This is a genomic window from Sphingomonas sp. GW821-FHT12D09, assembly GCF_058807215.1.
The window spans coordinates 990,501-1,003,515 of the sequence record NZ_JBXAQL010000001.1; the positions used below are offsets into that span (position 1 = coordinate 990,501).

Consider the following 13,015-nt stretch of genomic DNA (forward strand, 5'->3'; position numbering starts at 1 on the left):
GGCGGCTCCCTGGCGATACAATGCGGAGAGACATGATGCGCATCCTGCCCGCCCTTGCCCTGCTCGCCGCCACTGCCGCGGCGCCCGCTCCCAGGCCACAAGTCGAGGTCTGGCTGACCTTGCCTGACAAGTCCGCGCTGCTGGCGAAACAGCCTTCGCTCCCGCTCCTGCGCGGCACCACCGGCGCGATCGCAATCGATCCCGCGAGACGCTACCAGCGCATGGTCGGCTTCGGCGCGGCGATCACCGATGCCTCCGCCTGGCTGATCCAACACCGGCTGAATCCTCGACAGCGCTCGTCCCTGCTCCGCGAACTCTTCGGCAACGAAGGCCTGGGCTTCGCATTCACCCGCCTGACCGTCGGCGCCTCGGACTTCTCGCGCAGCCACTATAGCTATGACGACATGCCCAGGGGCCGGACCGACCCCGCCCTCGCCCATTTCTCGATCGCTCCGGCACGGGAGGATGTGCTCCCCACCGCGCGCGCCGCACGGGCGATCAATCCCAAGCTCGCGGTGATGATCTCGCCTTGGAGCGCGCCCGGCTGGATGAAATCGACGGACTCGCTGGTGAAGGGCACGCTGCGAGAGGACGCCTATGTTCCCTTCGCCCGCTATCTGGGCAAGACCGTCCAGGCCTTTGCCGCCGCGATCGGGCCGATCGACTATCTCAGCATCCAGAACGAGCCCGATTTCGAGCCGGAAAACTATCCCGGCATGCGCCTTGGCGCCGCGCAGCGCGCCCGGATCATCGGCGACCATGTCGGGCCCGAATTCGCGCGGCTGGGACTGAAGACCCGGATCCTCGACTGGGACCATAATTGGGACAAGCCCGAGCATCCGCTCGGGGTGCTCGCCGACCCCGCCGCAAATCGCTATGTCTCGGGCGTGGCCTGGCATTGCTATGGCGGCGACGTCGCCGCGCAAGGCAAGGTCCGCGAAGCCTTCCCGGACAAGGACGTGTTCTTCACCGAATGTTCGGGCGGCAACTGGTCCGGCCCCTGGGCGGATAGCTGGAGCTGGACGCTGCGCACCCTGATCATGGGCGCCCCGCGCAACTGGGCGCGCGGCGTGTTGCTGTGGAACCTCGCGCTCGACGAGAAATACGGCCCGCACCTCGGTGGCTGCGGCGATTGCCGCGGCGTGGTGACGATCGACAGCAAGACCGGCGCGATCACCCGCAACCCCGAATATTATGCGCTCGGCCAGGCTTCGCGCTTCGTCCGGCCCGGCGCCCGGCGGATCGGCGCGACCAATACGCCCGGCGGGATCGAGACGGTGGCCTATGCCAATCCGGATGGCACCCGCGTGCTGATCGCATTCAACGCGGCGACCGAGGCGAAGGAGGTGACCGTCACCGCCGAGGGCAGCCATTTCGCCTATCGGCTGGCCCCACACGGCGCCGCGACCTTCCGTTGGCGAAAGCCGCGTTGAGCCAGCCGCCCACCCGCTTCGCATTTGCCAGCGTCACGGCGCTGTTCTTCGGCTGGGGCTTCATCTGCGCCAACAACGATCCGCTGCTCGCGGCGGCGCGGCGGGTGTTCGCCCTGAGCTATACCGAGGCGCTGCTCACCCAGATCGCTTCCTTCGCCGCCTTCTTCCTGATGTCGCTGCCAGCCGCGGCAATGCTTGCCCGGCTCGGCCCGATCCGGACCATCTGGGTGGCGCTGGCCGGCATGGCCGGCGGATGCCTGGCGATGCAGGGTATCCGCCTCCTCCCCGATTTCGCCGTGGTGCTCGTCGCGATCTTCGTGCTGGCAAGTGGGGTCACTGCGCTCCAGGTCGCCGCCAATCCGCTCGCCGCCGCCCTGGGACCACCTGAGCATAGCCATTACCGGCTCACCCTCGCCCATTCGTTCAACGCGCTCGGCGTGGTCTGCGGCGTGCATTTCGGCGCCCGCTTCGTGCTGACGGGCCAAGTCTTCCAATCGACCGCGCCGATCCGCTCCGCGGCTGAACGCGCGTCGGGCATCGACGCAATGGCAATGGCTTATCTCATCATGGCGCTGCTCCTGGCCTGCCTCGGCGCGCTGACGATCGCCGCGCGCCGCCCGATCGCCGCCGCAACAGTCCCGGAGCCGCCGGCCGCCGCCGGCACTCTCGCCGCGCTGCGCTCACGCTGGGCATTGCTCGGCGCGCTCGGCATCGCGCTCTATGTCGGCGCCGAAGTCACCATCGGCAGCACGCTGATCCTCTATCTCTCGCAGCCCGATACACTCGCCTTGTCCCTCGGCACCGCTGGTGCCTGGGTCGCGAACTTCTATTGGGGCGGCGCGCTTGTCGGCCGCTTCGTCGGAAGCTCGCTGCTCCGCCATCTCCCCGCGGCGCGCCTGCTCGCCCTGGCCGGAGTGGCTGCCGCGAGCCTGTGCCTTGCGTCGCTGGTGCTGCCCGGCCGGCCAGGCGCCTGGTGCCTGCTTGCAGTCGGGCTGTGCAATTCGATCATGTTCCCGACGATCTTCGCGCTTTCGCTCGAACGCTCCACCGTGCCCGCCACGGCAACCTCTGGCCTGCTTGTTCTCGCAGTCGGCCCGGGTGCAGCCCTGCCCCTGCTCGCCGGGGGCATCGCGGACATAGCGGGGCTGAGCTGGGCCTTTGCCGTGCCCGTACTGGCCTATCTCTACATTGCCGGCTTCGCGCTTGCGCCTAGCTCCCCGCCGCCAGGCTGAGGCGCGGCGAGCGCCAGGGGTCTAATGGCGCCAGGTTCGAAATGCGGCCGGTCTTTGCGAGCTCGCGGACCAGGCCGGCGACACAGTGGCGCATTCCAAAGGGTTCGTCGGCCTCCGCGGCCAGAAGGTGCGCGGTGTACACCGCATTGCGGATCTCGCCGCCGACGAGCGGATAGGAATCCGCCAGCCGCGCAATATCGACGTCGCCCGCGCGCTTCTCCTCGGGCGGCAGCAGCTTGGCCCAGATCTTCCGCCGCTCATCCGGATCGGGCGCCTGGAATTCGGCGCGGACCCGGATGCGGCGCAGGAAGGCGCCGTCGATATTCTCCGCAAGGTTGGTCGCGAGGATCGCCAGCCCCTCGAAGCCCTCGAGCCGCTGAAGCAGATAATCGACCGCGATATTGGCATAGCGATCGTGCGAATCGCGCACTTCGGTGCGCTTGCCGAACAGCGCATCGGCCTCGTCGAAGAACAGGGCGACGCGCGAGCGCTCGGCCTCGTCGAACAGTGCCGCCATGCGCTTCTCGCTCTCCCCGATGAACTTGTCGATCACCTGCGACAGGTCGATCCGGTAGAGGGTATAGTCGATCTGCCGGGCGACGATCTGCGCCGCCATGGTCTTGCCGGTGCCCGACGGCCCGCTGAACAGGCAGGCAAGCCCGCTACCGGCATGGAGTTCCGCCGCCACGCCCTCGGCATCGAACAGCCGCGTGCCGTGATTGGCCCAGGCGATGGCGAGATCGAGCTCGCGCCGCGTCTCGGGGCGCAGCACGATCGAGTCCGGTTCGAACGGGCATGGCAGGCGCTCCGCCGCACCATCGAACGCAATGCCGCGCAGTGCCTCGCCGGCCGCTCGCGCATCCTCGGGCAAGGGCACGGGGCGGCCCTCCGCGCGAGCGCGCGTGCCGGCCAGGCCGAGCGTGGCGGAGACGCGCGCAGTGCCGAAGCCGAAGCGCTCGGCCAGCGCCGCCGTCGCCTGGTCGGACCAGTCCGGCGGCGCCGCTGCCGCCCAGATCCGCTGCCGCTGGGCGAAGTCACGCGCCGGCGCCTCGATCGTGCTGAGCGGCCGCCCCGCTTCGAGCGCGAGCGCGCCGATCTTGTCTGGCATGGTCACGGCGATCAGCGGCTGGGGCAGCGTTTCGACCAGGACGCGCCAGACCCCGGGGCCACAGGCTTCCGGCGCGAGCAGGATCACCGCGGCGTCCGCCAGCATCGCCTCGCGGACCACGGCGCGCACGGCGCCCGGATCGGGGAGATCGCCGCCGGGCACGATCAGCGCGCGATCGCTCAGCCGCGCCGCAACGGCTCGGGCGATCGCGCCCCGGCCGACCTCGGCCTCCCCGATCACGGCGGCGACCGCCGGCCCGTCGCTGCGCGCCAGCAGCGCGGCGCCGGCCCGCGCGATCGTCCCGCGCATTGCTTCGGACAGCGGCAACCGATCGAGCGTCAGCCCTTCGAGCGGCTCGATTGCGAAAGGCGCGCGGCGCTGCATGCCGAAGAGCAGCGGCCATATCGCGGGATCGGCGATTACCGCCTGGCTGGTGACGGGCCCCTCCCCTTCGAGCCGGACGAGCGCGTATCGCAGCAACGGACTGTCATGCGCCAGGCCCGCCGCGATCCGGCGCGAGTCCCCGCCGAACGCGGCGATCAGCTCGACGGTCGGGCGCTGGCGGCTCATATGGTCGTTGAGCAGCGCGACGAGCCGGGCCGCCTGCGGCTCGATCTCGACCACTGCGGCTAGGAAGAGCAGATCGCGCTCGTCCGCATCCAGATCGAACAGCGCGGCAATACGTTCGAGTTCCGGCAGCGGTGCGGAGGCGGCACGACGCGCGGCGAGTGCCCCGGCCAGCGCCGCAAGTTCGGGACTCGCATTCTGGACCGCCCCGCGCGCCGCCGCCAGCCGAGCGGCAAGCCGCGCGAGCTCACCGATCACCGGATCTCCGGGCACGGGCGGCGGCTCGGGAGGCGCATAGGCCGAAACGTCGTTCTCGGGTGCCGGCAACGCGCGGCGGCGCCCGCGGAAGATGCCGCGGACGAAGCGTGGCCAGTCGAACGCATTGGCGCCGGACAATTGTTCGCGCGGCAACTCGCTGGTCGCGAGCGCGAGCAGCTGTTCGGGCGACAGGTCGTAGAGCCGGGTCTCGTTACGGTGCACCCAGTGGATCGTCGCTTGGCGCCCCTCGGGATCGAGTTCGATGACGCGCCGGAGCCGGCCATCGCGAATGAGGTCGCGCGGCGCTTCACCCTGCGCGACGATCAGCACGTCATAGCCGTCGGAATCGTCGGCGTCATAGTCGAGCAGATCGACGTCTTCGGCGCTTTCGAACGTGTTGCGCACGATGGTGCGCAGCATCTGCGGGATGTTCTCCAGCGAGACTGCGATGCGGGAACGGACCATGGGCGACCCCTGTTCTGTGGTTGGCCCGATTCTATGGGCGCCCTCCCCGCTTGAGAACGCGTGTGGAGGATCTAGGACCGGTGATCCGGTCTAGACCCGCAGCCGACGCGCCTTCCCATGCCCACCAGCCGGACGCACGAATAGGTCGAAAGGGCCTGTGCCCATGCCGCCTGGAATCGAGCGCCGTGCCAACGGCTTGCCCCGCCGGCTGGACCATGGCGACGGCGGCGGCGCGCGAAAAGGCTCAAATCGCGGCTGGGGCCGGATCTAGACCTCTTGCGCTGTGTGGCGCCGGCATTCCGTTCGCCCCGCCTTCACCGCGTCGCGCTGGGCGGCCGTGGCGCCGACCCCGGCTGGATCGTCTTTGAACCGCCAGCGGCTTTGCGCCCGCCCCGGTCGCCGCGCCACAATCGGGGCTCGGACGATCACAGGGGGCTCCGGCACACCACATGGCCGACTGGCATGTCATCGAGAATAGCGGCCGGACATTGGTCTCCCTGATCGAGCGCCGGCTGGCGCGCGCAGGCATCACCAATGTGACCGTCGGCCAAGTGACGACCACCGGCTTCGCGAAGCTCGCCGCCACCAGCCAGCCCTATATATCGCTGTTCCTCTTCCAGGTCAGCGGCAATGCCGAGATGCGCAACCTGCCGCCGACGATCCTTCCCGATGGCACCCGCATGCGCCAACCGCTGCCGCTGGAGCTGAACTATCTGGTCACCGCCTGGGGCGTGCGGACCGCCGACACGATCGCCGACGACATGCTCGCCGCCGCCGAGGAGGCGCGGCTGCTCGGACTGGTGCTTCAGGCCTGTTACGATGGCGCGGAAATCGGGCATGGCGAGCTGGTCGAGGATCCGGGCACGCCAGCATGGGCGACGCACGACGCACTCCAGGTGGTGCTGCAGACGCTGCCGGTCGATCAGCATTACCGGATCTGGGACGCGGACGAGCTCGGCTATCGCCTGTCGCTCGTCTACCGTATCCGCGTCGCCAGCCTCGAGCCGACCCCGCCGATCCCCGCCCCGCCGGTCACCGACGCCGCGCTGGAGCTGGTCGAATGAGGTTCGAGCTCCTCCGCCACCAGCTCTCGATGGTCGTGCGCTTCGACGATTACTTCTCGGGCACGGCAGTTGGCGACGAGCTGCCGGTCCGGCTGCAGGGCAGCTTCCAGCGGCCCGTGCACCAACGCGGCGGCAATGCGCGGCGCCAGCCCGACGGCACCTATCGCTTCGTCGATGCTCCCGGCGGCGCGACGCGGCTGCTGTGGCGCAAGCCCTTCACCACCAGCCATGCCGGCTGGACGCGCTTCGAGGACATCGACCCGCCGGTCGCGCTGCCGCTCACCGATCCCTCGCAATTGGTCGTCGTCCCGCTCTGGCCGACCGCCGACGCGGTGGCGCCGGCCGGGGCCATTGGGGTGCGTGGGCGCCTGACCGGGCCCTACTTCGCGCGCCAGAAGGTGGCGATCGCGCTGGCCGGCGCACCCTTCGGCCCCGAGACGCGAAGCGACGAGGCGGGCAATTTCCTCTTCCTCCTCGCCGGGCGCCTTACGCTCGATTCCGACGGCCGGGTGCCGCTGGCCATCCGCGTGCGCACCCCGGCGGATTCGCCGCGCATCCTGTCCGGCGGCAGCTTCGTCCCCGACATCGCCGGCATGCCGTTCGCAGCCGACACCTTCGCCATCGCGCCCACCAGCGTGCCCCGCATCCTGTTCCGTCTGACCTAGCGTTCAGCGAGGAGAATCGCGAAATGCCCGAATATCTGCACCCCGGCGTTTACATCGAAGAGACGTCATATCGCGGCAAGCCGATCCAGGGCGTCAGCACCAGTACTGCCGGCTTTGTCGGCGCTGCCGGCAAGGGGCCGGAGGGCCGCGCCACGTTCATCCCGAGCTTCGCGCATTTCCGGCGCATCTTCGGCGAACCTGCGAAAACGCCCACGCCGAACGACCTGGGCAGCTATCTCGGCCATTCGGTGCGCGCATTCTTCGAGAATGGTGGTGCGCGCTGCTATGTGGTGCGGGTGCTCGCCGGCGACGCCCAGGCCTCGCAAACCGAAATCGAGCAGGGTATCGCACTTCGCCTCGCGCCTGGGGTGACGGCCCGCGGCCCCACCGCTTCGCTCCGCCTCAACGCACTGCGCGGCGTGGCGGCGGGCAGCGTGCTGCGCATCTTCACGCGCCCCGACGCGACCACGCCCTTCGCCCAGACGCGCACGGCGACGATCGACAGCTATGATGCGGTCCGCAACGCGGTGACGCTGGTCGCCGCCGATGCGCTGCCGGCCGGCGTCGCGCTCGAGCCCGACAACACGGTGATCCTGATCCAGGGCACCGGCCCCGCCAACCTGACGCCAGGCGGCGGCGCGAAGGTCATCGCGCGCAATCGCGGCGTCGATGGCGACCTGGTATCGATCGAGATCCGCCCACGCGACCGACCACCCGTGGCGCTCACCACCGCTTCAGCGGCGCGGCGCGATCCCGCGATCGAGCTCGATGCCACTCCCGGCGAATATCCGCTCACGATCGGCCAGACCAAGTTGCGCTTCACCGCCGCGGCGCTGCGCCTGCTCCGCGTGGGCGACGAAATCTCCGTCGGCGGATCAAGCGGTCTGCAGGTCGCGGCGATCGCCGATGGCGACGTCAAGTACGACGTGGTCGGTGGGGGCGCCGGCGCGGATTTCTCTGGCGGCGCGACGATCCGCCTGATCGGACGTGGCGGCGCGACGCTGGACACGCCGATCGAACTGGGCGCAGCTCCCGCGGCCTTCAAGATAGACATGACCGGCGGCGGTCCGTTCGGCCCCACCGGGCTGGTCCACGAGCTGGCGGCACTGCTTCAGACCAACGACGTCGTCCAGGTCGATGATGGCGGCGGCAACACCACCGATGTCGAGATCACCACGGCGCGCGTGAAGGAGGAGATCGGATCGGGCAAGCATGTCACCGTCGCCGGGCCCGGCCTGACACGCGCCGAGCCCGCCGCGCCGGTTGCCGCGCAGATCACGCGCACCGCGGCCGGTGGGGCGCTGACCCGCCTGTTCGTCGGCGATGCCTCGCGCTTCGCTGCCCCGCAACGCGCCGGTTCGCCCGAAGCCGTCTCCGTTGCGAGCGGGACCGATACCGACGCTGCCAACCTGCTGCTCGTCGATCCGGCGACCAGCACGCTGTTCCTCGCCGCCGCGGCCAATCCGGGGGATTTCCCCGACACGGTCGATACTGCGAGCTTCACCACGATCCAGGTCCTTAGCGCGGTTGCCGACGGTCAGGCGACGATCGCCGTCGCCTCCACCGCCAGCTTCTACAGCGGTGCCAAGGTCGAACTCGACAGCGGCACGGACAAATATGAGGCGACGATCGTCTCGGTCGATTCCGCGGCGCGGACAGTGACGCTCGACGCCGGTGTCCCGCTGGGCGCAGGCAATTTCATCGACCTGCCCGCCGATGCCGCCGACAGGAAGGCCTATCTGCGCACCTGCGAGATCGACGTGCTCGTCTATGAAGACGGCGTGCTCAAGGAGAGCTTCGAAGGGCTCACCTGGAATCCGGACGACACGACCGCGGCGGGCCTGCGCTATTATGTCGCGCGGCTCAACGACGCCGAAGCGGGATCGAAGCTGGTCACGCTGAGCGAAGCCGCGGCGCCCGGGCTGACCTTCGCCGACGCGCCGGTGATCGCCGACGGTCGCCCGCGCAGGCTGGCCGGCGGATCGAATGGCAGCGCGCTCACCGATATCGACCTGATCGGCACCGATGCGGGCCCGGGCCGGCGCACCGGCATCAAGGCGCTGTCCGAGCGCGACGACATCGCGATGGTCGCGGTCCCCGGTGTCTCGCTAGAGACGGTGCAGGGCGAGCTGATCACGCATTGCGAGCTGCTCAAATACCGCATGGCTGTGCTCGATGCGCCGCCCGACGCGCTCGACGTGACGGCACTTCAGGCGCACCGCAACAACTACGACACCAAATATGCCGCCTATTACGCGCCCTGGCTGCGCGCGCTCAACCTCAGCACCGGGCGCATCGAGAGCTTCCCGCCCTCCGCCTATGCGATGGGGATCTATGCGCGCTCGGACAATACGGTGGGCGTGCACAAGGCACCGGCCAACGAAGTGGTGCGCAACATCGTCGATGTCGCGCTGCCCTTCACCGCCGCCGAGCAGGACGTCGTCAATCCGGTGGGCATCAACCTGATCCGGGACCTGACGCCGCGCGGCATCCGGGTGTGGGGTGCGCGCACGCTGACCTCGGACCAGGAATGGAAGTACATCAATATCCGGCGCCTGTTCATCTACTGCGAGCATTCGATCGACATCGGCACGCAATGGGTGGTGTTCGAGCCCAACTCGGAAGCGCTGTGGGCGAAGGTGGTGGAGACGATCCGCTCCTTCCTGTTCGGCGTCTGGAAGTCCGGCGCACTGATGGGGACCACGCCCGACGAGGCGTTCTTCATCACCTGCGACCGCACCACGATGACGCAGGACGACATCGATAACGGCAGGCTCGTCTGCGAGATCGGCCTGGCCCCGGTCGCCCCGGCGGAGTTCGTCATCTTCAGGATCGGCCAGTTCACCGCGACCACCGACGCCTGAAACACGCATCGACAGGAGACCCGGCATGGCAGTCGAACGCCCCAACAAGAACCCCTATTCGAACTTCAACTTCATCGTGGAGTTCGACGGCACCGAAGTCGCCGGCTTCACCGAAGTCACCGGCCTCGACAGCGAGACCACGCCGATCGAATATCGCGAAGGCGGCGACGCGACTTCGGCGATGCGGCAGTTGCCCGGCGTGTTGAAACACTCGGCGGTCCAGCTCAAGCGCGGCATCACTGGCAGCACGGCGCTATGGGAATGGCGCAAGGAGGTCCGCGACGGCGGTTCGACCTTCCCGCCCACCCGCACCGTCACGGTCAAGCTCCTCGACGAGAAGCATGACCGCAACGCGCCCGCGATGACCTGGACGCTGACCAATGCCTGGCCCAGCAAGCTCACCGGGCCGACGCTGACCGCCAAGGGCAACGACTATGCCGTGGAGCAGCTCGACCTGGTCCATGAGCGGCTGGATATCGGCTGATCCGATGCGGATGGCCGGCGAAAGCTTCGCGATCCCGGGGGTATATCGCTACCCCAAGCCCCGCGCGGAAGGGTTCGCGCGGGTGCGCACCGACGTCGCCGGCTTTGTCGGCGTCGCGGGCCCGGAGCATGTCGGCGAAGCCGTGCCGGTCGACGACTGGAAGGGGTATGTCGCGCGCTTCCGCCGCGATGCGCGAGGCAATCCGGTCCCGGCACCCGCCGGCAGCGTGCTCGACGCCGCGGTGCGCGACTTCTTCGCCAATGGCGGCCGGCGGCTGTGGATCGTCAATGTCGCGGCGACGGTGGACGGCATGCAGCCTTCCGCGCTGCTGAACGAGATGCTCGGGCTCGCCCGGCCAGAAGCGCATGGGCTCGAGCTGCTGCTTCGCCAGCACGAGATATCGATCGTGGCGCTGCCCGACCTGGACGCCGTCGCGACCCGCAGCGAGAGCGAGCCCCCGATCGACCTCCCCCGCAATCCCTGTTTCAGCCCCTGCGCGGTGCGCATCGGCAGCGCGGCCAGCGCGCCGGGCACGACCCGCACGGTACCGATGGCGCGCCTCTTCTCCAACGAAGACGTGCTGTGGGCGCAACGCTATATCCTGTCGCGCTTCCTCAATCCGCGCTGGAAATGGTTCGCGGTGCTCGCCCCGCCGCCCGGACTCACGCCCGACCAGGCGGTCGAGTGGCGCGAGCGCGTCGGCCAGGGCACCGGCGACGATGGCGATGTCGGTGCGCTCTACTGGCCCTGGCTCCTCGCCCAGGACGCGCCCGGTGCGCCGGTCGAGCAGCGCTCGCCGATTGGCGCGGTCGCGGGCATCTTCGCCCAGGTCGATATCGAGACCGGGCCGCACGCCGCGCCGGCCAATCGCCGCCTGCTCGGCGCGGTAGGGCTGGAGTTCGACGTCGAGGATGCCGACAACGCACTGGTCTACGATGCCGGCGTCAACATCCTGCGCAGCTTTCCGGGTATCGGGATCCAGCTTTGGGGCGCGCGGACGCTGCGGTGGCGCGATCGCGGTTCGCGCGGCGACCCGCTGTCCTTCGTCAATGCCCGGCGCTGCCTCTCGGCGATCGCCCGCACCACCGAGGTGATTGGCGGCCCGCTGGTGTTCGAACCAAACTCGCCGCTGGTACGGATCAAGCTCCACCAGCTGGTGACCGATTATCTGCTGCGCGTCTTCGCCTCCGGCGCGCTGCTGGGAGAGACGCCCGAAGAGGGTTTCTTCGTCAAGGTCGTCACGGCCGAGGAATCGGGCGAGGCCCAGCTGATCTGCGATGTCGGCGTCGCGCTCGCCGCGCCGGCCGAGTTCATCATCTTCCGTATCGGCCGGCAGGGCGGCGTGATCGAGCTGGATCAGGCCGCGTGAGCGTCTTCCCGCTCTTCCAGCCCGTGCTCAAGCGCAACTTCTTCGTGACGATGTGGGACACCCCCGACTCCAACGGCGGCGGGATCGGCGGCGCGCTCAGCACCGCGGCGTCGGCGGTGATCAATGCCGCGGTGGGGTTCCTGGTGAGCGGGTTCAGCGCCGTCGAGGGCCTCGAGGCCGGCGCGGTGATGGAGACCGTCAAGGAAGGCGGCGACAATGCCAGCGAACGCCAGTTCTTCAACCGCGCGACCTATCCCAAGATCGTCCTGAAGCGCGGCGTGACCTTCAGCGCCGACATGTGGGACTGGCACCATCAGGTCATCACCGGCAAGCGCAAGCTGCGCAAGAGCGGCACGATCATCGTGCTCGACCAGCGCAAGATGTTCGACATCCCGGGCGTCGACCTGGCGTTCGAGCAGTTCCCGGTCGGCGCCTGGACCTTCCACAACGCGCTGCCCGAGAAGATCGCCGGTCCCGCGCTCGACGCCGCAGCGACCGGTGATGCGATCGCGATCGAGTCGCTCGAGATCCGGCCCGAGAAGATCGAGCGGCTGTCGCTCGCGCTCATCCCGGGAGTCGCCGACCTCAATTCGCTCGCCTCCGGGTTGATCGGCGCGGCAGGTGCCGCCGCGGTCGGCGGGGCTGTCGCCGGCATCTCGGCGCTGTGAGGGGAGCGCTGCCATGGGCCTGGTAATGGCGACGCTCACCAACATGTCGGTCGCCGGACGGCAGCCGATTCCGGTGATGGTCAATCCCGACAACTACGTCATCCAGGCCAACATGTCGTATCCCGACATCACGGTGCCAGGGCTGCGCCAGCCCTTGCTCCAGTTCGTCCGCGGCGAAGCCAAGACGCTTGCCGCCGAACTGTTCCTCGACCGTTCGAACACAGGGGAATCGCTGGCCGACAAGCTGGTCGAGATCCGCGAATTCGTGACGATCAACGGTGATCTCCACGCGCCGCCGGTCTGCCGCCTGCAATGGGGCGACATCAACTTCACCGGAGTGATGGCCGAATATCAGGAGAAATTCTCGATGTTCGACGAAGCCGGGCACATCCTGCGCGCCCGCCTCACCGTGAAGCTCAAGGCCTATGATCCCGCCAGCCTCCAAGTCACCGAGATCAACCGTCAGTCGCCCGACCGCACCAAGACGCGGGCCGTCCGCGCGGGCGACCGCTACGACCTGATCGCTGCCGAGGAATATGGCGACCCGCGCCTGTGGAAGGTGATCGCAGCCGCCAATGGCGACGATCGCCCGCGCCGCCTTGTCCCCGGCCGCGTGATCGAGGTGCCGCCGCTATGACCGAGGTTCGCATCGGCCAGATGGAGACGGTGATCGAATTCGCGCCGGAGACGATCACGGCTTCGCCGCCAGGCGCTGCGGGCGGCGTCGGAGGCATCCCCGGCGGCACCGAGATCGAGCGGATGCGCGCGTTGCTGCGCCCGATCATCATCGAGCTGCTCGAGGACGAGCTCGGCACCTATCGGCGGATGCGGGGATAAA

The 13,015-nt window shown here is 68.9% G+C and carries 11 protein-coding genes; 10 read left to right on the plus strand and 1 reads right to left on the minus strand.

Annotated features, from left to right (window positions below):
• Positions 1 to 35: 35 nt before the first annotated feature.
• Complete coding sequence (locus tag AC1RPL_RS04495; protein WP_493068053.1) at positions 36 to 1,433, plus strand: glycoside hydrolase family 30 protein; 1,398 nt, start codon at positions 36 to 38, stop codon at positions 1,431 to 1,433.
• Positions 1,430 to 2,665, plus strand: a complete 1,236-nt coding sequence (locus tag AC1RPL_RS04500; RefSeq protein ID WP_493068054.1) for an MFS transporter — start codon at positions 1,430 to 1,432, stop codon at positions 2,663 to 2,665. The genes AC1RPL_RS04495 and AC1RPL_RS04500 overlap by 4 nt, the downstream gene beginning before the upstream one ends.
• Here the strand turns inward: AC1RPL_RS04500 and AC1RPL_RS04505 are convergent.
• Positions 2,643 to 5,063 carry an AAA family ATPase gene (locus tag AC1RPL_RS04505; RefSeq protein WP_493068055.1) on the minus strand — a complete coding sequence of 807 codons (2,421 nt, stop codon included), beginning with the start codon at positions 5,061 to 5,063 and terminating at the stop codon, positions 2,643 to 2,645. The genes AC1RPL_RS04500 and AC1RPL_RS04505 overlap by 23 nt on opposite strands.
• Positions 5,064 to 5,512: 449 nt before the next feature.
• On the opposite strand from AC1RPL_RS04505, the gene AC1RPL_RS04510 reads away from it, so the two are divergent.
• From AC1RPL_RS04510 to AC1RPL_RS04545, 8 genes are read left to right on the plus strand one after another with little or no spacing between them, the layout of a single operon-like run.
• Positions 5,513 to 6,127 (plus strand): Pvc16 family protein, encoded by a 615-nt coding sequence (locus AC1RPL_RS04510; protein ID WP_493068056.1) that lies wholly within the window; start codon positions 5,513 to 5,515, stop codon positions 6,125 to 6,127.
• Positions 6,124 to 6,792, plus strand: coding sequence for a hypothetical protein (locus AC1RPL_RS04515; protein ID WP_493068057.1), 669 nt, complete (start codon positions 6,124 to 6,126; stop codon positions 6,790 to 6,792). Before AC1RPL_RS04510 ends, AC1RPL_RS04515 begins: the two co-directional genes overlap by 4 nt.
• A 23-nt stretch (positions 6,793 to 6,815) precedes the next feature.
• Positions 6,816 to 9,656, plus strand: coding sequence for a phage tail sheath subtilisin-like domain-containing protein (locus tag AC1RPL_RS04520; RefSeq protein WP_493068058.1), 2,841 nt, complete (start codon positions 6,816 to 6,818; stop codon positions 9,654 to 9,656).
• Positions 9,657 to 9,681: 25 nt separating this feature from the next.
• Positions 9,682 to 10,140, plus strand: a complete 459-nt coding sequence (locus tag AC1RPL_RS04525; protein WP_493068059.1) for a phage tail protein — start codon at positions 9,682 to 9,684, stop codon at positions 10,138 to 10,140.
• Complete coding sequence (locus AC1RPL_RS04530) at positions 10,118 to 11,509, plus strand: phage tail sheath subtilisin-like domain-containing protein (RefSeq protein WP_493068060.1); 1,392 nt, start codon at positions 10,118 to 10,120, stop codon at positions 11,507 to 11,509. The genes AC1RPL_RS04525 and AC1RPL_RS04530 overlap by 23 nt, the downstream gene beginning before the upstream one ends.
• Entirely contained in the window at positions 11,506 to 12,177 is a 672-nt protein-coding gene (locus tag AC1RPL_RS04535; RefSeq protein WP_493068061.1) for a phage tail protein, read from the plus strand. The genes AC1RPL_RS04530 and AC1RPL_RS04535 overlap by 4 nt, the downstream gene beginning before the upstream one ends.
• Before the next feature lie 13 nt (positions 12,178 to 12,190).
• Positions 12,191 to 12,814: a CIS tube protein gene (locus AC1RPL_RS04540; protein WP_493068062.1), complete on the plus strand. Its 624-nt coding sequence runs from the start codon at positions 12,191 to 12,193 to the stop codon at positions 12,812 to 12,814.
• On the plus strand, positions 12,811 to 13,014 hold the full coding sequence (locus tag AC1RPL_RS04545) for a hypothetical protein (RefSeq protein ID WP_493068063.1): 204 nt from the start codon (positions 12,811 to 12,813) through the stop codon (positions 13,012 to 13,014). Before AC1RPL_RS04540 ends, AC1RPL_RS04545 begins: the two co-directional genes overlap by 4 nt.
• The last annotated feature ends 1 nt before the right edge of the window (position 13,015 follow it).

What these genes read in the sequence shown, in the direction of transcription:
- AC1RPL_RS04495 (WP_493068053.1), top strand. Translation starts at nt 36, where the DNA reads ATGCGCATCCTGCCCGCCCTTGCCCTGCTCGCCGCCACTGCCGCGGCG.
- AC1RPL_RS04540 (WP_493068062.1), top strand. Translation starts at nt 12,191, where the DNA reads ATGGGCCTGGTAATGGCGACGCTCACCAACATGTCGGTCGCCGGACGG.
- AC1RPL_RS04525 (WP_493068059.1), top strand. Translation starts at nt 9,682, where the DNA reads ATGGCAGTCGAACGCCCCAACAAGAACCCCTATTCGAACTTCAACTTC.
- AC1RPL_RS04510 (WP_493068056.1), top strand. Translation starts at nt 5,513, where the DNA reads ATGGCCGACTGGCATGTCATCGAGAATAGCGGCCGGACATTGGTCTCC.
- AC1RPL_RS04520 (WP_493068058.1), top strand. Translation starts at nt 6,816, where the DNA reads ATGCCCGAATATCTGCACCCCGGCGTTTACATCGAAGAGACGTCATAT.
- AC1RPL_RS04515 (WP_493068057.1), top strand. Translation starts at nt 6,124, where the DNA reads ATGAGGTTCGAGCTCCTCCGCCACCAGCTCTCGATGGTCGTGCGCTTC.
- AC1RPL_RS04505 (WP_493068055.1), bottom strand. Translation starts at nt 5,063, where the DNA reads ATGGTCCGTTCCCGCATCGCAGTCTCGCTGGAGAACATCCCGCAGATG.
- AC1RPL_RS04545 (WP_493068063.1), top strand. Translation starts at nt 12,811, where the DNA reads ATGACCGAGGTTCGCATCGGCCAGATGGAGACGGTGATCGAATTCGCG.
- AC1RPL_RS04530 (WP_493068060.1), top strand. Translation starts at nt 10,118, where the DNA reads ATGAGCGGCTGGATATCGGCTGATCCGATGCGGATGGCCGGCGAAAGC.